Raw genomic sequence first — 21,699 nt, 5'->3', positions numbered from 1 at the left:
GCGTATGGGCGTACGGGCCGCAAAACACTTGGACTCATCGGGTGTTGTCGCGGGACAATTCCGGTTCCGGCCCACCCGTACTCACACCTGTTGTCGGCGTGCGGCAACGGCGATCCACCGGAGAAACGGGCGACGGGCCGCCTTACGACCACTCGGGGGTGGGATGGGATCGCCTGAGACACGCAGGATCCAACCGCGCAGGGGTGCGGTGCTTCTGGCACTCCGTCACTACGGACGGGAACTGGCACGGTTACGGCTGTTCTCGGTACCGGCCATGCTGCTGCCGGCGATGGGCAACATCGGCATCAACTACATCGCGCCGCTCATCGTCGCGAAACTCGTCGCCAGGATCGCCACCGAAGGCGGCATCACCGTCACCGAGGCGCTTCCCTACGTCGTCGGCTTCTCCGGTGTCCTGTTGCTCGGGGAGACGCTGTGGCGCCTGGGCCTGCACTGCCTGAACCGGCTTGCCGCCCGCGGCATCGAGAACCTGTACGTGATCGGCATGGACGAGCTGTTCGCCAAGGACGCGGCCTTCTTCCACGACAACTTCGCCGGGTCGCTGACCAAGCGGGTGCTGAGCTTCGCCTCCCGGTTCGAGGAGTTCGTCGACACGCTGACGTTCCAGGTCGTGGGCCGCGTGGTGCCACTCGCGTTCGGATCGGTGATCCTGTGGCGCTATGAACCGCTGCTCGTCGTCGGCCTGCTGACGATGCTCGTGCTCACCGCGCTGTGCGTGGTGCCCCTCATCCGCCGCCGCCAGGCGCTGGTGGACCGGCGCGAGGAGGCGATCGCCCGGGTGTCGGGCCATGTCGCCGACAGCCTGATGAACATGGACACGGTCCGCGCGTTCGCGGCCGAGGAACGCGAAGCCGCCGAACACCGGTCCCGGGTCGCCGAGTCGAGGCGGCTCACCCTGCGGGCGTGGGACTACGGCAACCTGCGCATCGACACACTGGTCGCACCCATGTCCGTACTCACCAACGCGCTGGGCCTGTTGCTCGCGGTCGCCCTCGCCGGCGGCGGGCACGGTGTGGAGGCGGTCGTGGTGGCCTTCACGTACTACTCGAACGCGACGCGGATCATGTTCGAGTTCAATCAGGTGTACCGCCGCCTGGAGAGTTCGATGACCGAGGCGGGGCAGTTCACCGAACTGCTGCTGATGCCGCCGACCGTGCTGGACCCGGTGCCGCCGGAGCCGCTGCTGTCCCAGGCCGCCGATGTCCGCTTCGAGGAGGTCACCTTCGCCCACGCGGGGGCGGGACCCCTCTTCCAGGGGCTCGAACTGGCGGTGCCCAGCGGGACGAAGATCGGTCTCGTCGGCCGGTCCGGCGGAGGCAAGACCACACTCAGCAGGCTGCTGCTGAGGATGACGGACCTCGACGCCGGCCGGATCCTGATCGGGGGGCAGGACATCAGCAGGCTGCGCCAGGCCGAACTGCGCAGCCTCATCGCCTATGTGCCGCAGGATCCGGCGATGTTCCACCGCTCGCTGCGGGACAACATCGTGTTCGCCCGCCCGGACGCCACGGACCGGGAGATCCGGCGCGCGGCCGAGATCGCACATGTCACGGAGTTCGCCGACGCCCTGCCGGACGGCTTCGACACCATGGTCGGCGAGCGCGGGGTCAAGCTGTCGGGCGGACAGCGTCAGCGGGTCGCGCTCGCCAGGGCGATCCTGCGCGACGCGCCGATCCTGCTGCTCGACGAGGCCACCAGCGCCCTGGACTCCGAGAGCGAGGTCCTGGTCCAGGAGGCGCTGTGGAGGCTCATGGAGGGACGGACTGCGCTCGTGGTGGCGCACCGGCTGAGCACGGTCGCCACCATGGACCGGCTTGTCGTCCTCGACCGCGGACGCATCGTCGAACAGGGCACCCACCAGGAACTGCTCGCCTCGGCCGGCGCCTACGCCAAGCTCTGGCAGCACCAGTCCGGCGGCTTCCTCGACGACGGCCCCACCCGGGCGACCGTGCACTGACCGCACTGACCGCACTGACCGCACGCGGCCCGTCGGTGGTCAGCGCGGTCAGCGCGGTGAGCGCGCTCAGGTCTGCGTGCGACGCACGCACTCCGTGACCACGTCACTCAGGCTTCCGGTCCGCTCCAGGATCTCGCGCTGGACCCGGGCGCCGTTGCCGTCACGCAGCAAGTCCGCCGCGGCCGTGTGCGCACGGTCGGTGTCACCGCTGTCGTGCAGGGCGGGCCCGACATGTTCCAGCAGGGCGCGCACCACGTCCCCGGCCGGTTCCGGCCGCATCGTCGACGGGTGCAGCAGTTCCTCCTCAAGACCCGACCGCGCGGCCCGCCAGGCGGCCAGGCGCAACAGCTCCACGGGGTGCGCCGCCGGGGCGGTTCCCGCACGCCACTCGCGCGCCGCCGTCTCGACGAGTCCACGGGTGAGGGTGGCCAGCAGGGTCGCGGTGCTCGCCTCCAGGCAGACGTCCGACACGCGTATCTCGACGGTGGGGTACCGCTCGGCGATCCGCGCGTCGTAATAGATCATGCCCCTGTCCTTCAACACCCCCGTGGCCACCATGGCGTCGACCCGTCGGTGGTAGGCCTCCGCCGTACCGAAGAGTTCCGTGGGGCCGGCCATCGGCCAGCGCATCCACACCCGGCTCCGGTAGCTGCTGTAGAGGCTGTCCTTTCCCTGCCAGAACGGGGAGTTCGTGCTGAGCGCGGTCAGCACGGACAGCCAGGGGCGAATACGGTCGAGCACCGCGGCGCCCTCGTCGTCGGACTCCACCGACACATGGATGTGGCAGCCGCAGACGAGCTGCTCCTGAGCGGGCAGGCCGAACTCCTCGATCATCCACTGGTAACGGGAACTCGTACTGACCGACGGCCTGACCGGCAGGGGGGAGGTGGCGAGCGCGACGACGGTGGCCCCGATGTCCCCCGCGACACGCGCCGCCTCCTTGCGGCACCGGACGATCTCCGCGCCGAGTTCGGTCATCTCCGCCTGCGGGTGGGTGGCGAATTCGAGCTGCTGGGTGTGCAGCTCCTTCTCGAACGTCTCCTCCGACGGATCGTCCCTGGCGGCGCGGGCGAGTACCGCGGCGGACAGCGCCTGTGGTTCTCCGCTCTCCGGATCGACCAGGAGAAGTTCTTCTTCCACTCCCACGGTACGCACGTGACAAAGCCTCTCATAAGGGTCGTCGCGAGCGACGACGCAGAAAGCCGGGAAGGCGGAGGCCGACACCTCCTCCCGGGGGTCCGAATGCCCTGGAACAGCGGGTGGACACCCGGTGGCCGAGAGGGTTTGCGCGTACGCCGTGCGGCGCTGCCGCGCGGGCACGGGACAGGACGACGAGGACGCACAGCGCCCGACATGCCTCGGTCCCGTTCGGGCGGCGTTGCGACGCCGCCCGAACGGGACCGGTTCACAGCACCCGGCGCCTGCGCCCCAGCCAGGTCTGGGCCACCACCACCACGGCGAGGAAGGCACCACTGACCACCTGCTGGTACGCGGAGTCCAGGGAGCCGATCTGGTTGATGACGTTCTGGATCACCTTCAGAAGGAGCACACCGACCAGTGAACCGCTCACGAAGCCGAAGCCGCCGGAGAGCAGAGTGCCGCCGATGACGACCGCAGAGATGGCCTCCAGCTCCATGCCCGACCCGAGGATCGTCACGCCCGACACCAGCCAGGCCGCGTTGAGCGCGCCCGCGAGACCGGCGCACAGCCCCGACAGGGCGTACACGGTGATCTTCGTACGCGCCACGGGGGCACCCATCAGGGCCGCCGCGTCCTCGTTGCCGCCGACCGCGTACACGTACTGCCCGAATCGGGTGAGCCGCAGGACGACGGCGCCCAGGACGAACAGGGCCACCGTGATCCAGATCGGTAGGCCGATGCCCAGCAGCGAGCCCTGTCCGAGGGTGGCGAAGAACGAGTCCTTGTCGACGAGATAGGTCTTCGAGCCCTCGTCGGTGATCGCCAGCAGGATGCCGCGCGCCCCGAGCATGGCGGCCAGGGTGACGATGAAGGGGGCCAGGCCCGACCGGGCGATGAGCAGGCCGTTGACGACCCCGATCAGCCCGCACACCGCGAGCGGGAGCAGGAGCGCCACCACCGTGCCGTACTGCGAACCCCAGGCCGCCAGTACTCCGCCGAGGGCGAAGAGCGAGCCGACCGACAGGTCGATCCCGCCGGTGACGATGACGAACGTCATGCCCAGCGCGACCACGGCGAGGAAGGCCGAGGACAGCGCCATGTTCTCCAGGTTGTCGCCGGTCAGGAAGGTGTCGAAGCTCAGCGACGCCGCGACCATGGCCACCAGGAGGGTGACCAGGGCGCCGTGCTGCTGGGCGAGGGCGCTGAAGCGCTCCGCCCGGGTGGGGGCGTCGGCCTTCTCGGCCTCCTGATGGACGGTGGCCGGTCGCCTCTCGGCCTCCGTGGTCCCGATGGTCATCGCTTCCCCCGTTCACGGGCCGCGTAGACGGCGGCGATGATCACCACGGCCTGGGCCATCTGCGTCCACGACGGTTGCAGGTCGTGCTTGATGAGCGTGGTGGTCAGCAGCTGGATCAGGACGGCCCCGGCGACCGTGCCGCCGATGCGTACGCGGCCCCCGGACAGGGGAGTGCCGCCGACGACCACCGCCGTGATCGCCGACAGTTCCATGAGGTTGCCCAGCGAGGTGGGATCGCTGGCCGTCAGCCGGGCGGTGGCGAGGATGCCCGCCACCGCGGCCAGCGCGCCGGAGCACGCGTACACCACGATGAGGACCCGGCGCACGGGCAGCCCCGCGAGGCGTGCCGCGGGCCTGCTGTCGCCGACGGCGAGCAACTGGCGCCCGAAGGTGGTGCGCCGCACCACGAAGGCCACCAGCAGCGCCAGGGCCGCCGCGATGAGGACGAGATACGGCACGCCCAGCACGTCACCGGAGCCGAGCGACGCCATTCCCGGATCGCGTACGTCCTCCAGCTGGGGGAGCAGCACCAGGGCGATCCCGCGTCCGGCGACCATGAGGGCCAGGGTGGCGACGATCGGCTGGACGCCCAGGAAGGCGATCAGTGAACCGTTCGCCAGGCCGATCATGATGCCGCCCGCCACCGCCATGAGGACGGCGATCCACGGGCCGTAACCGAGATACAGGGACAGCAGAGAGGTGGACAGGGCCATCACCGAGCCCACCGACAGGTCGACGCCCTCGGTGCCGATCGCCAGAGCCATGCCGAGCGCGACGATGAGCACCGGCGCGACCTGCACGGCCTGGGTGCGGAAGTTCTCCGCCGAGACGAAGTGCGAGGTGAAGACGAAATTGAAGACGAGCAGAGCCACGACGCCCGCGTAGACGCCGTACTCCTGGAGCAGGCGCAGCAGCCGCTCGCGGTCCACCTGACCGCGGATGAGCGTCAGGTCAGTCATGGGCGCTCCCGGCGGATTCCGCGTTCTTCGAGAAGTTCGGTGATGTGGTGAGGTCCGGCGATGTGGTGAGGTCCGCCGCTCCGGAGGGCGCCGAGGGCTCGGCGGCGATGGCGCGCATCAGCGCGTCCTCGGTGACGGCGTCGCCGGTCAGCTCGTCGACCACCACACCGTCCTTGAGGACGATGATCCGGTCGCTGCCCTCGATCAGTTCCTCGGTGTCGGAGGAGATCAGCAGCACGGCGAGTCCCTCCTCGGCGAGTTCGTCGATGAGGGACTGGACCTCCGCCTTGGCACCCACGTCGATGCCCCGGGTGGGCTCGTCGAGGAGCAGCACCTTCGGGTGCATGGCGAGCCAGCGGGCCAGCAGCACCTTCTGCTGGTTGCCGCCGGAGAGCTCGCCGACCTTCTGGTGCGGCCCCGCGGACTTGATGCGCAGCCGCTGCACGAACATGTCGACGACCTTGTCGACGCGGGCGTTGTCCACCAGACCGAACCGCGAGAGTCCCGGAAGGGCGGCCAGCGCGATGTTCTCCCGTACCGAGAGTCCGGGCGAGATGCCCTCGGCCTTACGGTCCTCCGGCAGCAGGCTGATGCCGGCGCGGATCGCGGCCGGTGTGGAGCCGGTACGCACCGGCGTGCCGTCGACCGACACCCGGCCGGAGTCGGTCGGCAGCGCGCCCGCGATCGCCCTCGCGGTCTCACTGCGGCCCGAGCCGAGGAGTCCGCCCAGGCCCACCACCTCGCCCGGACGGATGGCGAGCGAGACGTCCTTCAACTGGTGACGGATGGTCAGCCCCTCGGCGCGCAGCACCGGTTCGGCCGACGCCTGGTGCGAGCCGGTGAACTTGGTCAGGCCCTCGCTGCGGACCTCGCCGATCTCCCGGCCCAGCATCAGCGAGACCAGCCGCAGCCGGTCGAGGTCGGCGAGCCGCCCGGTGTGCACCACCCGGCCGTCACGCAGCACGGTGACGGCGTCGCAGATCTCGTACAGCTCGTCCATGCGGTGGCTCACGTAGACCACCGCGATGCCGCGCTCGCGGAGCATGCCGATCACGTCGAACAGGGTGCGCACCTCGCGCGGTTCGAGCGAGGAGGTGGGCTCGTCCATGATCACGACACGTGCGTCGATGGCGACGGCTCGCGCGAGGGCCACCATCTGCTGTGCGCCCACGCCCAGTTCACGCAGCGGCCGGCTCACGTCGACCCGGATGCCGAGGCCCCGCAGTGCCTCGTCCGCCTCCCGGTGCATCCGCCGGAAGTCGATGAGACCGAGCCGGCCGCGCGGTTCACGGCCGAGGAGGAGGTTGCGCGCCACGCTCATCAGCGGGACGAGGTTGACCTCCTGGTAGATGGTGGAGATGCCCGCCTGCTGGGCCTGCAGGGGTGTGGAGAAGCGGACCGGCGAGCCGTTGTGGACGACCTCGCCGGCGTCCGGCTGGTAGACACCGGTGAGTACTTTGATCAGGGTCGACTTGCCCGCGCCGTTCTCGCCGACGAGGGCGTGCACCTCCCCGGCGCGGGCGGTGAAGTCCACGTCGGACAACGCCTTCACGCCGGGGAAGAGCTTGGACACGCCAGTGACGGAGAGCATCTCAGTAGGCCTTGGCGATGTCCGACTCGGCGTTGGCCTCGGTGTACTCGGTGTCCTTGATGACGATGTCCTGCGAGACCTCGTCGCCCTTGGTGAAGCTGTCGAGGGTCTGGAAGGCGAGCGGACCGAAGCGCGGGTTGGACTCGACGACACCGCTGATCCAGCCGTCCACGATGCCCTGGACGGCGTTGCGCGTGCCGTCGATGGTCACGATCTTCACATCGCCGGCCTTCTTGCCCGCGCCCTTGAGGGCGTTGACGGCACCGAGGCCCATCTCGTCGTTCTCGGCGTAGATGCCCTTGATCCCGGGCTTGGACTGGATGAGGTTCTCGGTGACCGACTGGCCCTTCTCGCGGGCGAACTCACCCGTCTGCTGGAACACCACCTTGAGGCCGGGCGCCTCCGCCTTGATCTGGTCCACGAAGCCCTTGGTGCGTTCCGTGGTGACGTTGTTGCCCGCCGCGCCGAGCAGGATGGCGATCTCGCCCTTGCCGCCGGTCGCCTCGATCATCTGGTCGGCGGCCCGCTTGCCCTGCTCCACGAAGTCGGAACCGATGAAGCTCACATAGTCCTTGCAGGCCTCGGCGTTGATCTTGCGGTCGACCGTGACGATCGGGATGTGCTTGGCCGCCGCCGTCTTCAGCACGGGCTCCCAGCCGTCCGAGTTGAGCGGGGCGACGACCAGCACGTCGGCGCCCTTGGCGATGAGGTCCTGGACGTCGCTGATCTGCTTGGAGAACTGCGACTGGGCGTTGGCGGTGAGGAGCTTGACGCCGCGCTTCTTCGCCTCGGCCCTGATCGAGGCGGTCTCGGCGATCCGGAAGGGGTTGGCCTCCTTCTCGGACTGCGAGAAACCGACCGTGGCGTCCTTGAGATCGAGCTTCTCGCCCCCGAACGTGTCGATGGTGCAGGAGGGCCCGGAGCCGGCGCTCGGCGAGGCGACCTCCTGACCCGCGTCGGCTTGCTGCTCGGTGACCTTGTCGTCGGAGGAGTCCTCGGACTTGGTGCATCCGGTGAGTGCCAGGCTCGTGAGGATGCCGGTGGCGAGGAGGGCGCGAGCGGTGGTGCGGCGAGAAGATGCGGTCGGCTTCATGGAGATCCCCAAACGGCGCGGCCCCGGAGCTGAGAGCGCTCCCGGGAGTTCGGCACTTGACGGTCGATACGGCGTGCACGGCGTTCAGGGGAGGTTTTTACATCGTTGGAGAGACTGTGTAAACCCCTCCGTCCGAAATCTCGACCGATTCGTTCGACCCGCCGTCAGCGCCGCCCGAGGGTGCTCTCCCGCTCCACCAGCCGGAACTCCGCCGTGAGTTCACGTCCGCCGGGGTCCTGGCGGCCGGAAAGACTGCGCAGCAGCGAGGCCACCGCGAGGCGGGCGATCGCCTGTTTGTCCGGCGCGATGGTGGTCAGCGAAACGGCGCCGAAACGGCTCTCCGCGATGTCGTCGAAGCCGACCACGGCGATGTCCCACGGCACCCTGAGCCCACGCTCGTGCAGCACCCGCATGGCGCCGATCGCGATGAGGTCGTTGAAGGCGAAGACCGCGTCGGGCCGATGGCCCGCGTCCAGCAGCTCTGCCATGGCCCGGGCGCCGTCGTCCCGGTCCCAGCCGCCGACGGGCACGATCAGGTCCTCGTCGGGGGTGAGGCCCGCCGCCGCCAGCTCCGCACGCCAGCCGTCGAGCCGCAGATGGGCGGGACGGTTCGCGGAGTCCGTACGGACCCCGAGATAGGCGATCCGGGTCCGGCCGCGGTCGAGCAGGTGGCGCACCGCCGCCCGCGCGGCGGCGACGTTGTCGATCGCGATGTGGTCGAAGGGCAGACCGTACTCGCGCTCGCCGAGCAGCACCAGGGGCACGTCGTCGGCCCGGCCCTGCAGGTCCTCGGCCTCCAGCTCCAGCGGGCTGAGGATCAGTCCGTCGATCACCCGGGCCCGGAACCCCTGGCTGACCAGCAGTTCCTGCTGACGCTCGCCCCGTGTGTGGTCGAGCAGGACCGTGAACTCGTGCTCGGCGGCGGCGTCGATCACCGCGCCCGCCAGTTCGGCGAAGTACGGGTTGCCCAGCTCGGGGACCGCCAGCGCGATGATGCCCGTACGGCCTTTGCGCAAATGCCGTGCGGTGAGGTTCGGCCGGTAGCCGAGCTCGTCGATCGCCTCCTGGACCTTGGCGCGCATCGCCGGGGTGATGTGCGGATAGTTGTTCACGACGTTGGAAACGGTCTTGATCGAGACGCCGGCCCGTTCGGCCACGTCCTTCAGGCTGACCCGCAAGGGATCTCCTCGGCATCGACGGGAACTCCGCGACCGGAGCTGTGTCATGAACCTGGACAGCGGGTGGGAGCCCGTGCTCTCATGCCAACTGCCTCTGCTTCCAACGTTGTACAGACTCAAGCTCCGAGCCGCCACCCTTCCTCACTCTAGGTCGTGTCCGCGGAGTCCTGCCGTCCACCCGGACGGCGGGGCGGGCGGGACTCCGCGGACACGACCTCGGGGGTTTCCGACGGGTCCTGGCGGGTCTCCGTGGGTGAGGGGGTGACGTTCGGTGGTTTCGCACTGCCTGAAGGGTGTGGGCCCCCGACCGGGCCGGGTGGAACCGGTCCGCGGATGAGGGGTGCGTGCCGGGCGTCGCGACGCCGCCAGGACCAGGTGTCACGAGGCCGCCTGGACCGGGTGTGGCGAGGCCGAGGAGATTCGTCAGGAACTCCCTAGGAGGATTCGTGCGCAGGAGATCACTCACGTCACTCGGATCGCTCAGATCACGCATACAACTCAGACAACGACTCGCTCTGTTCGTCGCGGTGTTACTCGGGGCCGCGGGACTGGCCGCCGCACCTGTCGCGACGGCCGTGGAGGATCCTGTCGAGGTCCACGGCCTCAAGGGGGAGTACTACACCCAGTCCGCCCCCGGCGCCTTCGATTTCCATGAGCTCAAGGCCACCGGGATGGACGCGCGGCTCGATTTCGACAACCTGGAGTCGCGGCTGCGGGCCGCGACCGGGAGGTCGGACGACGTCAGCGTGCGCTGGACCGGCCGGATCGTGCCCGAGAAGACCGGTCCCACCACCTTCTCGATCATCGGGGACAATGGCTTCCGTCTCTGGGTCGACGGCAAACTCACCATCGACCACTGGGTCGACGACTGGGACCGCGAACAGAGTGCGGAACCGGTGGAACTGACCGCCGGCACCGCGTACGACATCAAGGTCGAGTACTTCGAGCACTACGGAGGCTCCAACCTCCATCTGCGCTGGACTCCGCCCGGCGGCGCCAAGACCGCGATCCCGCAGTCGGCGTTCCTGCTGCCCGCGGGCTACGACTACGACGGGGCCATCGCCACCACCGTCCTCAAGGACGGTCGCACGCTGCGGCTCGACTTCGCCCAGGAACTCAAGGCGCCCCCGGCCGGTCTCGTCGACCACCTGGACGCGGTCATCGGCGGGGCCACCTGGCCGCTCGGGCGCATCGAGCTCGACCCGGCCGACTCCAAGTCCCTGCTGATCGCGCTCAAGGAACCCGTGGTCGGCAACAAGACCGGCACCGCGCGCGGCAGCGCCGATGTGCGCTACGACGGGGCAGGGGGCCTCTCCGCCGAGGACGGCAACGTTGTCAAGTCCTTCTGGAGCAGCGGCACCAACCGCTCGACCCACCAGCTGAGCACCAAGTGGGGCAAGGACGTCACCCCGGCCAACGCCCACCGCGAGTACCCGAGGCCGCAGCTCACCCGCGACACCTGGAAGAACCTCAACGGCAGCTGGCAGTTCGCGGCGGCCGAGGCGGGGGAGCAGCCCCCGGTGGGCAGGAAGCTCGCCGAGAAGATCCTCGTCCCGTATCCCGTCGAGTCCCAGCTGTCCGGCATCGAGCGGCACGAGGACCGGATGTGGTACCGGCGCACCTTCACCGTTCCGAAGGACTGGAAGATCGGCTCGAAGCAGCGTCTGCGGCTCAACTTCGGCGCGGTCGACTGGCGTTCCGAGGTCTACGTCAACGGCACGAAGGTCGCCGACCATCAGGGCGGTTACGACAAGTTCGGCGCCGATGTCACCGACGCCCTCAAGCCCGGCCGCACCCAGGAGCTGATCGTCGGCGTCTACGACCCGACGGACGCCGCGGACGGCGAGAACCCGCCGATCGGCAAGCAGCGCCTCGACCCGAGCGGCATCTGGTACACGCCGTCCTCCGGCATCTGGCAGACCGTGTGGATGGAGCCCGTCGCCGCCGACCACGTCGACTCGCTCGCCCTCACCCCGGACGTGGACGCGGGCACGCTGACCGTCGCGCCCAAGGGTGTACGCGACGGAGTCCCGGTCACCGCGACGGCGTACGAGGGCAAGCGCAAGGTGGCCACCGTCTCCGGCCGCACGGGCAGCCCGCTCACCCTGAGGATCCGTGACGCGCGGCTGTGGTCGCCGGACGACCCGTTCCTGTACGACCTCAAGGTCAGCGTCGGCAAGGACCGTGTCAGCAGCTACTTCGGCATGCGGTCCATCGCCGTGGAGAACGTGGAGGGAACCCCTCGTACCGTCCTCAACGGCAAGCCGGTCTTCATGATGGCCACCCTCGACCAGGGCTTCTGGCCCGACGGCCTGCACACCGCTCCGAGCGACAAGGCCCTGGCCCACGACCTGAAGATGCACAAGGCCATGGGCTTCAACTCGGTCCGCAAGCACATCAAGGTCGAGCCCGACCGGTGGTTCTACTGGGCCGACAGACTCGGCCTGATGGTGTGGCAGGACATGCCGGCCATGACGGCGGGAGTGAACCCGTCCGCCACCGCCCGCGCCACCTACGAGCGCGAGATGAAGCAGATGATCGACGAGCACATCAGCAGCCCGTCGATCGTCATGTGGGTCACCTTCAACGAAGGGTGGGGTCAGTACGACGTGGGCCGCATCGCCGAACAGGCCAAGGCCTGGGACCCGACGCGGCTGGTCAACAACCAGTCGGGCCTCAACCTCGGCGCTGACGGCGGTACGGGCGACATCATGGACGAGCACGGCTATCCGAGCCCCGCACTGCCACCGCGTCCGGACGGCAGGCGGGCGCTGGTCATGGGTGAGTACGGCGGCCTCGGACTCGCCGTGCCCGGACATGCCTGGTCGGTGCAGCAGTCCTATGTCGACGTCGACCCGGCCACGTACACCGACGACTACCTCACCAAGCTCGCCGAGGTGCACGCGCTGGCCTGCAAGGGCGGCAACGGCGCGGTGTACACCCAGATCGCGGACGTCGAGGGCGAGCTCAACGGGCTGATCACGTACGACCGCGCGGTCGTCAAGCCCGATGTGCGGCGGGTGAAGGCGGCGCACGAGGCGTTGATCGACGACGTGTCCCGGGCGACTCCCGCGGGCTGCGTCTGACGTCACGCGCCAGGGCCGCCCGGTGAGATGCCTCCCCGCTGCTCACCGGGCGGCCTCCGTCCGCTGCCGGGTCTCCGTCGGCCGGCGCGCACGGCGTCAGATGCGCCAGGTACGGATCCGGTCGGCGGCCTGGTAGACCGTGGCCTTGCGGGCCTGGATGTCGCGCACCAGCTCCACCAGCGCCCCGTAGGGCGGATCGATGCCCTCGGCGGAGGTGTGCATGTAGGCGACGGCGACCTGACAGGCGTACAGGGAGTTCCGGTACGGCAGGGGCTCCAGCCGGACGATCGTGTGCAGGAGTGCCGCCGCCCGCCAGGACGCGTCCTGTGCGGCGATGCCGGGGCGGGGGATGCGGGTCTTGTGGCGGGCGACCGCGGCCACCAGAGCCGAGTAGTCCCCGACCGTCACGTCCTCGGGGACCGTTTGCTCCTGGATGTCGAGCAGCCAGGCGATGTCGACATGGAGCATCAGGCGGCTTCGGCTCCCTGGTGGCGGCCGGCCGGCGGGATCTCGTCCGGGAACGCCTCGTCGAACTCGGCGCGCTGCAGTTCGCCCCACGAGACGGCGTAGCGCACGAACTGCTGGCGCTGGCGTTCGCGGAGGGAGAGGTCGTGGACGTACTGCTTGAGGGAGGTGCCTGCGGCTGCGGCTGCGGCGCGCAGTTCCTGCATCTCCTCGTCGCTGTAGGTGATGTTCAAGGACGGCATGTTCGGATGGTACCTAGTAGGTACCGGGGTGGGCAAGTGTTGTCCCGCCGGGGGTGCGGGGGTTCGTCCGCGGGCTCGGTGGGGGCTGGTCGCGCAGTTCCCCGCGCCCCTGGAGGAACGGGGCTGCGCCCCGGTTCCTCCCCGCCCCAGGTGCTGAAACGGGGCAGGAGGGTCAGGGTGGACGTGTAAGGGAGTCCGCCGGGTGAGGAGGGGTTGTGGAGCATGCCGCGTCCGATCCGTTCGTGCACGTCAGAGGTGCCGCCGAGCACAATCTCAAGAACGTCGACGTGGATGTTCCCCGCGACGCGATGGTCGCCTTCACCGGGATTTCCGGTTCGGGCAAGTCCTCGCTGGCCTTCGGCACGCTCTACGCCGAGGCTCAGCGGCGGTACTTCGAGTCCGTCGCGCCGTATGCCCGGCGGCTGCTCCAGCAGGTCGGCGCCCCCCACGTCCAGGAGGTCTCCGGGCTGCCGCCGGCCGTCGCCCTGCAGCAGCGGCACGGTGCCCCCAGCTCACGGTCCACGGTCGGTACTCTCACCACGCTGAGCAACCTGCTGCGCATCCTGTACTCCCGCGCCGGTACGTATCCGCCCGGGGCCCCGCGGCTCGCCGCCGAGGCGTTCTCACCCAATACCGCCGCCGGTGCCTGTACGCGGTGCCACGGGCTGGGAGCCGTCATCGACGTGGCCGAGGACCTGCTCGTACCGGACCCCTCCCTGAGCATCCGCGACGGCGCCATCGCGGCCTGGCCCGGTGCCTGGCAGGGCGCCAACCTGCGCAGTGTCGTCAGCGGTCTGGGCATCGACATCGACAGGCCGTGGCGCAGGCTCAGGAAGAAGGACCGGGAGTGGCTGCTCCACACCGATGAACAGCCGTCCGTTCTGATCGAGCCGGAGGCCGACCGGATCGACTACGGCTACTACGGGAAGTTCTGGAGCGCCCGCGCCCATGTCATGCATGTCCTCGCCGACTCCAAGAGCGAGCGGATGCGGGAACGGGCGATGCGCTTCGTACGGAGTGTGCCCTGCCCGGAGTGCGGGGGCAGCGGGCTGCGGCAGGAAGCCCTGGCCGTGACCTTCGCCGGCCACTCCATCGCCGGGGTCAACGCGCTGCCCCTCACCGAGGTCGTCGCGCTGCTGCGGCCCGTCGCCGAGCTGCCCGGGGACGCGGCGGCCACCACGACGGACCCGGCCGGCGAGAGAAGCGAGGTCGCGGTACGGATCTGCGCCGACCTGGTCGCCCGGATCGACGTGCTGCTCGGGCTCGGCCTCGGCTATCTCGGTCTGGGGCGCCGCTCGACGACCCTGTCGCCCGGCGAGGCACAACGGCTGCGCATCGCCACCCAGCTCCGCTCCGGACTGTTCGGCGTCGTCTACGTCCTCGACGAGCCCTCCGCCGGCCTGCACCCGGCCGACGCGGAGCCCCTGCTGGACGTACTGGACCGGCTCAAGGCATCGGGGAACTCGCTCTTCGTCGTGGAGCACGACATGGATGTCGTGCGACGGGCGGACTGGGTGGTGGACATCGGGCCCGAGGCGGGCGAGGGCGGCGGACGGGTCCTGTACAGCGGTCCGGTGCCCGGCCTCGAAGAGGTCGAGGAGTCGGCCACCGGCCGATACCTGTTCGGGCACGCCCCGCCGGTCGAGCACCGCCCGCGGAAGCCGCGGGGCCGGCTGCGCCTGAGCGGCGTCTCGCGCCACAACCTGCGGAACGTCTCGGTGGACATCCCTCTGCAGGTGCTGACAGCGGTGACCGGCGTGTCCGGATCCGGGAAGTCCACGCTGGTGACCCAGGTGCTCGCCGAGGTCGTACGCCGCCACCTGGGCCAGAGCCCGGACGAGAGCGGATCCGAGGCCTCGGACGACGGCGCGGAGCTGGAGGTCGACCTGCGGGGCGCGTCCGGGCTCGACTCCTTCGACCGGCTGGTACGGGTCGACCAGCGGCCCATCGGCCGGACGCCCCGCTCCAACCTGGCGACGTACACCGGCATGTTCGACGCGGTCCGCAAGCTGTACGCGGCGACCGACGAGGCACGGGAACGCGGGTACTCGGCGGGGCGGTTCTCCTTCAACGTCGCGGAAGGCCGCTGCGAGACCTGCCAGGGGGAGGGATTCGTCGAGGTCGAGCTGCTGTTCCTGCCCGGCACCTACGCCCCGTGCCCGGCCTGCCACGGCGCGCGCTACGACCCCGAGACGCTCGAAGTCACCTACCGGGGCAAGAACATCGCGGACGTACTGGCCATGCCCGTGGACGAGGCCGCCGGGTTCCTCGCCGACCTCCCCGCCGCCTCCCGGAGCCTGGAGACGCTGCGGGAAGTGGGGCTGGGGTACCTGCGGTTGGGGCAGCCCGCGACGGAACTCAGTGGCGGTGAGGCCCAGCGCATCAAGCTCTCGACCGAGTTGCAGCGGGCCCGTCGTGGTCACGCGCTCTACCTCCTCGACGAGCCGACGGCCGGACTGCATCCCGCCGATGTCGCCCTGCTGCTGCGCCAGTTGCACCGGCTCGTCGACGCGGGCAACACGGTCGTCCTGGTCGAACACGACCTGGACACGATCGCCACCGCCGACTGGATCATCGACCTGGGCCCCGGCGGCGGGGACGCAGGTGGCCGCGTGATCGCCGAAGGCCCACCGGCGAAGGTGGCGAGAGCACGCGACAGCGCGACGGCGCCGTACCTGGCACGCCGGTTGGCGGGGACCTGAGCCGCCGCCGACGGCCGGCTGATGCTGGAATCGGACAGTGCTCGCGCATCATGAGAAGTATTTGGCCACAGAGGGTCCACAAGTCCCGCTCGCGACGACATGATGCATGCCTCGGCAGCAGCACTCAGGGGGACACATGAGCCACGAGTCGACACCGCCACTCATGCCGGGCCTCCCGCCTCCGCCGCTGCCTCCGCCACCCGCGAGGAAGAACCCCTCGAACGGGGTCATCATCGGCTCCGCGGCTGCCGTCGTCGTCGCTGTCGTCGCCACGGGCGTCGCGGTGAGTGGCAGCCGTGACGGCGCGGCCGAGCCGGGCCCGACCGTCACGGTCACCGAAGTCGCGCCGGCGGACGACGCGCCCGCCGGGACCGACGGCGACACCGAACCGGTCGCCGAGTCCGGCGACGGCGTCTACAGCCTCACCCAGGCGGTCGTCTACGAGAACGACGTGGAGGTCAGCCTGTCGAAGTTCTCCCGGGGCGTGTCCGGTGACTACGCGTCCCCGGAGAACACGCCGTACGCCAAGTTCACCATCAAGATCGTGAACGAGTCCGACGCGAGCGTCAACGCCGACGAACTCAGCGTCAACTGCGCTTACGGCGACGAGGGCAAAGAAGGCGACGCCATCTTCGACGAAGGGCTCGACGGCCTCCCCGAGACCCGCATTCTCGCCGGGCGCTCCCTCTCCGTCGTCTGGGCCTGCGAACTCCCCAAGAGGCAGAAGTACTTGCAGGTGGAAGTGGCACCCGACTACGAATCGGAGACCGCCGTCTTCACCGGCCATGTGAAGTAGTGGAGTAGTGGAGCAGGGCCAAACTGTGGGCCGTCCCCTGAGCCGTCCACTGGGCCCTACCCGGCCCGGTGAGCCTTCCCGGTCGGAGCGTCAGCGGTGTGCCAGCAGTACTCCGCCGAGCGTGCGTGCGGCCAGCGTGATGGTGGGGTGGGTCTCTACCGTGAAGCCCGTCTCGCCGAGCCAGGTGGCTACTTGGCCCGGTCGGCGGAGGCGGCCGTAGGACTCCGGCCGGCCTTCGTTGTCGTCCTGCGGATCGGGCGACGAGGTGTCGGCGGCGTGGAAACCCAGGAGCAGCAGGCCGCCGGGCCGTAGCACCCGGTGGAAGCCGGTGAGGACCTCGCCGATCGCGTCGTCGGGGACGTGCATGATCGAGTACCAGGCGAGCAGGGCGGTCAAGGAGCCGTCCGCGAGGGCGAGTTGTGTCATCGAGCCCACCTCGAACCGCAGGCCGGGGTGCTCGCTCCGGGCCACTTCGATCATCCGGGGTGACAGGTCGATACCGAAGGCGTCCACGCCGAGGTCACTCAGATGGGCGGTGATCCTCCCCGGCCCGCACCCCACGTCCGCGACGGGACCGCCGCCCGCCGCCCGCACCGACTCGGCGAACAGTGCCATGACCTCCTGCTCGGGCGGCAGTTCGGCCAGGAGGCTCCGTGTCTCCTCCGCGTAGCCGGCGGCGTCGGCGTCGTAGGACGCCCGCGTGTCCGCCAGCCACCTCTCGGTCTCCGGGTCTTCCCGTCCGGTGCTCACACCCGGAGGTTAGCCCAGGTGCCGGTCGCCGTACCGGGAATCAGGGGGCCGCCGCGCCTGCACACACCCGGGCGGGTCGGAAAGGGCTCAGCCCGCCACCCAGCCCGCGTAGAACACGCCGATGCCGACGATGACGCAGATCCCCTGGATGGTCCAGAAGCGGACCACGACCAGGACTTCGGACCAGCCCTTGAGTTCGAAGTGGTGCTGCAGGGGGGCCATCTTGAAGACCCGCTTGCCGGTCAGCTTGAACGAGCCGACCTGGATGACCACGGACAGGGTGATCAGGACGAAGAGCCCGCCCAGCAGGGCGAGCAGCAGCTGGGTGCGGGAGCAGATGGCCAGACCCGCCAGCGCGCCACCGAGGGCGAGCGAACCGGTGTCGCCCATGAAGATCTTGGCGGGTGAGGTGTTCCACCAGAGGAACCCGATGCAGGCACCCATCAACGCGGAGGCGACGACGGCCAGGTCGAGCGGGTCGCGTACCTCGATGCAGGAGCCGGGGTCGGTGAGGTTCATCGCGTTGGCGCACGAGTTCTGGAACTGCCACAGGCCGATGAAGGTGTAGCCGGCGAGGACCATCGCCGAGGCGCCGGTGGCGAGTCCGTCCAGACCGTCGGTCAGGTTCACCCCGTTGGACATGGCCAGGATCATGAACAGGGCCCATACGACGAACAGCACCGGCCCGATGGTCCAGCCGAAGTCGGTCACGAACGACAGCTTCAGCGAGGCGGGAGTCAGTCCGCGGTCGTCGGCGAACCGGATGGCCAGCACGGCGAACAGGATGCCGACGATCAGCTGGCCCGCCATCTTGGCACCGGCCCGCAGCCCCAGCGAACGCCGCTTCACGATCTTGATGTAGTCGTCGAGGAAACCGACCACACCCATGCCCGCCATCAGGAACAGCACCAGCACACCGGGGAATGTCGGCGGCTCACCGGTGATCACCTTGGTCAGGGCGTACGCGGTGAGGGTGGCCAGGATGAAGGCGATGCCGCCCATGGTGGGCGTGCCGCGCTTGCCGTGGTGGCCGCGGGGTCCGTCGTCACGGATGAACTGGCCGTAGCCCTTACGGGCCAGCAGCTTGATCAGCAGTGGTGTGCCGCCGAGTGTCAGGAACAGGCCTATGGCCCCGGCAAACAGGATCTGGTTCATCGGACGGCGGTTTTCCCCTCGACTGCGTTCTCGTGCGTGACCGCCGCACGGGTACGGGCGGCTGTCGCAGCCCACACCCTATGCATAGAGCCAATCGCTGCACGCCGGTGGGTAGTTGCCGCCACACGCCCCGACGCGGAACGCTACTTCGTCGTCGCGTACGTGATGTGCGGGGCGAGCGCGTCGAGGAAGTCGGGGGCGTCGAAGACATCACCGGCGAAGGCGACGCCCGTCCTGCCGGTCCGTCCGTCGAGGACGCGGTGGACGGCCTCCACGGCGAGGGGCGCGGTGACGGCGTAGATGTCCTGCCCCGAGGCCGTGACACGGCGCTCGGTACCGCCGGACCGTACGACGACATCGACGAGGAAGGTCTGCGCGGACCGCCCGCTCCCGTCGACGGCGGTGGGCGCCGGAGTGTCCGGGGCCGCCAGGTCACGAGCCGCCTCGGTGGTCATGTAGGTGCGCACCTCGGGGATGGACAGGTGGCTGGGCACGGTGACGACATCGGCCATCGTGAACTCCCCGATCACCACCCGCGTGCCCATCGGGGCGGGAAAGTGCCAGTCGAGGGTGGGCAGGTCGTCCCGGTGGTACTCAAGGCGCCCCTTCCGGTAGCGGACGCGCTGTCCCTCGCGCCGCGCCTGGACGGCCGCGCCCGCGACACGCGTCCCGGCGGTGGGGTACCAGCCGCTCAGCCCATAGGCGATGTGCGCCTCGTCGGCCGCGGTCCGGCCGTCCATGGCCGCGGTGACCAGCAGATCGCCGAGTCCGCCGTAGAAGGCCATCGCGGGCACGACCAGGGTTCCGGCGGCACGGGCGCGGTCCCCGAAGTGCGCGAGAGTGTCGGCGTTCGCCTCGATCTCGGCCGCCACGTCGACGTACGGGATCCCGGCGCGCAGGGCCGCCTCGATCACGGGGGCGGCCGTGGTGGTGAAGGGGCCGGCGCAGTTGATCACCGCTGCCGCGCCGGCCAGTGCGCGGTCGAGCGCGGCCGGATCGTCGACCGCGGCGGGCCGGACGTCGAGCCCGGGACGGGCCCCCGCCAGCGCCCGCAGCTTGTCCGCGTCGCGGCCGGAGAGCACCGGTACGAACCCGCGCTCCAGCAGTTCCGCCACCACGAATCGCCCGGTGTGCCCGTACGCGCCGAACACCGCCACCGTGTGCCCCGGACCTGGTGCCATGACTACTCCCCGTGCTCAAGGTTCCGTCAGGATCAGCTCTGCTGATCCGCTGCGGACCTGCGGATCCGCCCCGTTCGGGATCCGCTGCGATCATCCTGTCGAGTGCCGCCACCTGATCGTGAGTGTCCGGAACGACATGCTGCGTACAATTACGGACATGGGTTCTGTCGCAGTGGTCGCCACCGAGGGAATGCTGCACTTCGAACTGTCGGTGGCCTGCGAGGTGTTCGGCAGTGCCCCGGCCGGGGTGGATGTCCCCTGGTACGAGGTCGAGGTCTGCGGGGCCGCCGCCGTCAGGGTCGGCCGGTTCCGGCTGGAGCCCGACCACGGGCTCGACCGGCTGCCGCACGCCGACACCGTTGTCGTCCCGGCCTGGGCCGACGTCGACGAGGACCCGCCCGGCGAACTGGTCGACGCGGTACGCGCGGCCCACGAGGCGGGCGCACGGGTGGTCTCGCTGTGCACGGGCGCCTTCGTGCTGGCCGCCGCCGGACTGCTGGACGGCAGGCGCGCCACCACGCACTGGGCGCACACCGACGCGCTCGCCGCCCGCCATCCCCGTGTGCAGGTCGACCCGGACGTGCTCTACGTGGACAACGGCAGCGTGCTCACCTCCGCGGGCAAGGCCGCCGCGATGGACCTGTGCCTCCATCTCGTCCGCCTCGACCACGGTTCGGCGGTCGCCAACGCGGTGGCCCGCCGCCTGGTCGTGCCGCCGCACCGGGCCGGTGGCCAGGCCCAGTTCGTCGCCGCGCCCGTACCCGCCCGGGACGACCACCCGCTCGCCGCCCTGCTGCCCTGGGTGATCGAACGCCTCGACCAGCCGCTGACCGTGGACGACCTGGCGCGCCGGGCGGGGATGAGCTCGCGCCACCTCGGCCGTCACTTCAGGGCGGCGACCGGCACCACCCCGCTGCAGTGGCTGCTGTCCCAACGCATCCGCCGCGCCCAGGAGTTGCTGGAGACCACCGACAGCGGTGTCGAGGCCGTCGCGGAGGCCACCGGCATGGGTACCGCCACCACGCTGCGCCGCCACTTCAACCACACGCTCGGCGTACCCCCGGACACCTACCGCCGCACCTTCCGCTCACGGCCTGCTTGAACACGCCCTGCTTGAGCACGGTCTGCCCGAGCACGGCTCAGCCGAACAGCGAGCGGCGCTCGCCGACCATCTCCGTGAGCATGTCCTGAACGGTGTCCCGGACCTCGTCGGAGATCTTGTGGACGAACATCGGGTCGTCCAGCGAGTCCTGCGCGTAGTGGTCGGTCGGCAGGGGCGTACCGAAACGGATCGTCCACTTCGTCGGCAGGGGAATCGCACCGAGCGGCCCCAGCAGAGGGAACGTGGGGGTGATCGGAAAGTACGGCAGCCGCAGGAGCCTGGCCACGGGGCGGGCGTCCGCGACCATCGGGTAGATCTCCTCCGCGCCCACGACAGCGCACGGCACGATCGGTGTCCCCGTGCGCAGAGCGGCGGCCGCGAAGCCGCCCCGGCCGAAGCGCCTCAGCCGGTACCGCTCGGCGAAGGGCTTGCCGAGGCCCTTGTACCCTTCCGGCATCACGCCGACCAGTTCACCGCGCTGCAGCAGCCGCAGCGCGTTGTCCATACGGGCCTGGGTGTGCCCGGCCCGGCGGGCCAGCGTGCGCAGCACGGGCAGCTCGAACACCAGGTCGGCGGCGAGCAGGCGCAGCGCGCGATGGGCGGGATGACGGTCGCGCAGGGCGACCTGCAGCATCAACGCGTCCAGCGGGAGCGTGCCCGAGTGGTTGGCCACCACCAGGGCACCGCCCTCGCTCGGCACGTTCTCCAGTCCCTCCACCGTCACCCGGAAGTACTTCTCGTACAGGGGCCGGAAGGGGGCGAGGATCATCTCGTCGGTGAGCTCGGGATCGAAGCCGAAGTCGTCGACGCTCTGCTCCTCGGTGAGACACCGGTCGAGGAGGTCGCGGCCCCGCGCGAGAGTCAGCAGACCCTGGGCGATCACTTCCGTGAACAAGTCGCCCGGGCTCACCCGCTCCTGTGCCGTCCGGGACTGTTCGTCACCCGCCTCGGCCATACGCTTCTCCTCCTGTGCCGTTCGATGTG

Annotated in this window: 17 protein-coding genes; 5 read left to right on the top strand and 12 right to left on the bottom strand. The window is 69.9% G+C overall.

What is annotated here, in order from left to right:
- Positions 1-163 precede the first annotated feature (163 nt).
- Positions 164-1,978 carry an ABC transporter ATP-binding protein gene (locus ACH4DZ_RS31725; RefSeq protein ID WP_398290914.1) on the top strand — a complete coding sequence of 605 codons (1,815 nt, stop codon included), beginning with the start codon at positions 164-166 and terminating at the stop codon, positions 1,976-1,978.
- 66 nt (positions 1,979-2,044) lie between these two features.
- Here ACH4DZ_RS31725 and ACH4DZ_RS31720 read toward each other — a convergent pair whose 3' ends face one another.
- The 6 genes from ACH4DZ_RS31720 to ACH4DZ_RS31695 form a co-directional block, all read right to left on the bottom strand.
- Positions 2,045-3,133 (bottom strand): glutamate--cysteine ligase, encoded by a 1,089-nt coding sequence (locus tag ACH4DZ_RS31720; RefSeq protein WP_398290912.1) that lies wholly within the window; start codon positions 3,131-3,133, stop codon positions 2,045-2,047.
- 250 nt (positions 3,134-3,383) lie between these two features.
- Positions 3,384-4,415 carry an ABC transporter permease gene (locus ACH4DZ_RS31715; RefSeq protein ID WP_398290910.1) on the bottom strand — a complete coding sequence of 344 codons (1,032 nt, stop codon included), beginning with the start codon at positions 4,413-4,415 and terminating at the stop codon, positions 3,384-3,386.
- Positions 4,412-5,374, bottom strand: coding sequence for an ABC transporter permease (locus ACH4DZ_RS31710; RefSeq protein WP_398290908.1), 963 nt, complete (start codon positions 5,372-5,374; stop codon positions 4,412-4,414). Before ACH4DZ_RS31710 ends, ACH4DZ_RS31715 begins: the two co-directional genes overlap by 4 nt.
- Positions 5,367-6,965, bottom strand: coding sequence for a sugar ABC transporter ATP-binding protein (locus ACH4DZ_RS31705; RefSeq protein WP_398290906.1), 1,599 nt, complete (start codon positions 6,963-6,965; stop codon positions 5,367-5,369). Before ACH4DZ_RS31705 ends, ACH4DZ_RS31710 begins: the two co-directional genes overlap by 8 nt.
- Before the next feature lies 1 nt (position 6,966).
- A complete protein-coding gene (locus tag ACH4DZ_RS31700) occupies positions 6,967-8,058 on the bottom strand; it encodes an ABC transporter substrate-binding protein (protein WP_398290904.1) in 1,092 nt (363 codons plus the stop codon).
- A 164-nt stretch (positions 8,059-8,222) separates the two neighbouring features.
- Positions 8,223-9,236, bottom strand: coding sequence for a LacI family DNA-binding transcriptional regulator (locus ACH4DZ_RS31695; RefSeq protein ID WP_107017287.1), 1,014 nt, complete (start codon positions 9,234-9,236; stop codon positions 8,223-8,225).
- 491 nt (positions 9,237-9,727) lie between these two features.
- Between ACH4DZ_RS31695 and ACH4DZ_RS31690 the strand changes: the two genes are divergently transcribed.
- Positions 9,728-12,322, top strand: coding sequence for a PA14 domain-containing protein (locus ACH4DZ_RS31690; protein ID WP_398291113.1), 2,595 nt, complete (start codon positions 9,728-9,730; stop codon positions 12,320-12,322).
- Positions 12,323-12,418: 96 nt separating this feature from the next.
- Here the strand turns inward: ACH4DZ_RS31690 and ACH4DZ_RS31685 are convergent, their stop codons facing one another.
- Both ACH4DZ_RS31685 and ACH4DZ_RS31680 read right to left on the bottom strand, forming a co-directional pair.
- The gene (locus tag ACH4DZ_RS31685; protein WP_398291111.1) at positions 12,419-12,793 is read right to left on the bottom strand and encodes a toxin Doc; all 375 of its coding nucleotides are present in this window, start codon (positions 12,791-12,793) and stop codon (positions 12,419-12,421) included.
- Complete coding sequence (locus ACH4DZ_RS31680; RefSeq protein WP_107017285.1) at positions 12,790-13,029, bottom strand: hypothetical protein; 240 nt, start codon at positions 13,027-13,029, stop codon at positions 12,790-12,792. Before ACH4DZ_RS31680 ends, ACH4DZ_RS31685 begins: the two co-directional genes overlap by 4 nt.
- Positions 13,030-13,244: 215 nt before the next feature.
- Between ACH4DZ_RS31680 and uvrA the strand changes: the two genes are divergently transcribed.
- Together uvrA and ACH4DZ_RS31670 are read left to right on the top strand one after the other, a co-directional pair.
- Positions 13,245-15,731 (top strand): excinuclease ABC subunit UvrA, encoded by a 2,487-nt coding sequence (gene uvrA / locus ACH4DZ_RS31675; protein ID WP_398290902.1) that lies wholly within the window; start codon positions 13,245-13,247, stop codon positions 15,729-15,731.
- Between the two features lie 136 nt (positions 15,732-15,867).
- Positions 15,868-16,527 carry a hypothetical protein gene (locus tag ACH4DZ_RS31670; protein ID WP_398290900.1) on the top strand — a complete coding sequence of 220 codons (660 nt, stop codon included), beginning with the start codon at positions 15,868-15,870 and terminating at the stop codon, positions 16,525-16,527.
- 90 nt (positions 16,528-16,617) lie between these two features.
- On the opposite strand, the gene ACH4DZ_RS31665 is transcribed toward ACH4DZ_RS31670, so the two are convergent.
- The 3 genes from ACH4DZ_RS31665 to ACH4DZ_RS31655 form a co-directional block, all read right to left on the bottom strand.
- Complete coding sequence (locus ACH4DZ_RS31665) at positions 16,618-17,277, bottom strand: class I SAM-dependent methyltransferase (protein WP_398290898.1); 660 nt, start codon at positions 17,275-17,277, stop codon at positions 16,618-16,620.
- An 87-nt stretch (positions 17,278-17,364) separates the two neighbouring features.
- On the bottom strand, positions 17,365-18,432 hold the full coding sequence (gene mraY / locus ACH4DZ_RS31660) for a phospho-N-acetylmuramoyl-pentapeptide-transferase (protein ID WP_398290896.1): 1,068 nt from the start codon (positions 18,430-18,432) through the stop codon (positions 17,365-17,367).
- A gap of 143 nt (positions 18,433-18,575) precedes the next feature.
- On the bottom strand, positions 18,576-19,613 hold the full coding sequence (locus tag ACH4DZ_RS31655) for a saccharopine dehydrogenase family protein (RefSeq protein ID WP_398290894.1): 1,038 nt from the start codon (positions 19,611-19,613) through the stop codon (positions 18,576-18,578).
- A 157-nt stretch (positions 19,614-19,770) separates the two neighbouring features.
- Here ACH4DZ_RS31655 and ACH4DZ_RS31650 point away from each other — a divergent pair, with 157 nt between their 5' ends.
- Entirely contained in the window at positions 19,771-20,715 is a 945-nt protein-coding gene (locus ACH4DZ_RS31650; RefSeq protein WP_398290893.1) for a helix-turn-helix domain-containing protein, read from the top strand.
- Between the two features lie 37 nt (positions 20,716-20,752).
- Here ACH4DZ_RS31650 and ACH4DZ_RS31645 read toward each other — a convergent pair whose 3' ends face one another.
- The gene (locus ACH4DZ_RS31645) at positions 20,753-21,670 is read right to left on the bottom strand and encodes a lysophospholipid acyltransferase family protein (protein WP_398290891.1); all 918 of its coding nucleotides are present in this window, start codon (positions 21,668-21,670) and stop codon (positions 20,753-20,755) included.
- Between the last annotated feature and the right edge of the window lie 29 nt (positions 21,671-21,699).

The organism is Streptomyces sp. NPDC017991 (genome assembly GCF_044328075.1).
In the GTDB taxonomy this organism is placed as follows: Bacteria; Actinomycetota; Actinomycetes; order Streptomycetales; family Streptomycetaceae; genus Streptomyces.
This window is presented reverse-complemented; position numbering and strand designations above follow the sequence as displayed.

Excerpts from the sequence above, each read along its gene's own strand:
- ACH4DZ_RS31670 (WP_398290900.1), top strand. The coding sequence starts at position 15,868 with ATGAGCCACGAGTCGACACCGCCACTCATGCCGGGCCTCCCGCCTCCG.
- ACH4DZ_RS31645 (WP_398290891.1), bottom strand. The coding sequence starts at position 21,670 with ATGGCCGAGGCGGGTGACGAACAGTCCCGGACGGCACAGGAGCGGGTG.
- ACH4DZ_RS31680 (WP_107017285.1), bottom strand. The coding sequence starts at position 13,029 with ATGCCGTCCTTGAACATCACCTACAGCGACGAGGAGATGCAGGAACTG.
- ACH4DZ_RS31710 (WP_398290908.1), bottom strand. The coding sequence starts at position 5,374 with ATGACTGACCTGACGCTCATCCGCGGTCAGGTGGACCGCGAGCGGCTG.
- ACH4DZ_RS31650 (WP_398290893.1), top strand. The coding sequence starts at position 19,771 with ATGGGTTCTGTCGCAGTGGTCGCCACCGAGGGAATGCTGCACTTCGAA.
- mraY (WP_398290896.1), bottom strand. The coding sequence starts at position 18,432 with ATGAACCAGATCCTGTTTGCCGGGGCCATAGGCCTGTTCCTGACACTC.
- ACH4DZ_RS31725 (WP_398290914.1), top strand. The coding sequence starts at position 164 with ATGGGATCGCCTGAGACACGCAGGATCCAACCGCGCAGGGGTGCGGTG.
- ACH4DZ_RS31715 (WP_398290910.1), bottom strand. The coding sequence starts at position 4,415 with ATGACCATCGGGACCACGGAGGCCGAGAGGCGACCGGCCACCGTCCAT.
- ACH4DZ_RS31705 (WP_398290906.1), bottom strand. The coding sequence starts at position 6,965 with ATGCTCTCCGTCACTGGCGTGTCCAAGCTCTTCCCCGGCGTGAAGGCG.
- ACH4DZ_RS31700 (WP_398290904.1), bottom strand. The coding sequence starts at position 8,058 with ATGAAGCCGACCGCATCTTCTCGCCGCACCACCGCTCGCGCCCTCCTC.
- ACH4DZ_RS31655 (WP_398290894.1), bottom strand. The coding sequence starts at position 19,613 with ATGGCACCAGGTCCGGGGCACACGGTGGCGGTGTTCGGCGCGTACGGG.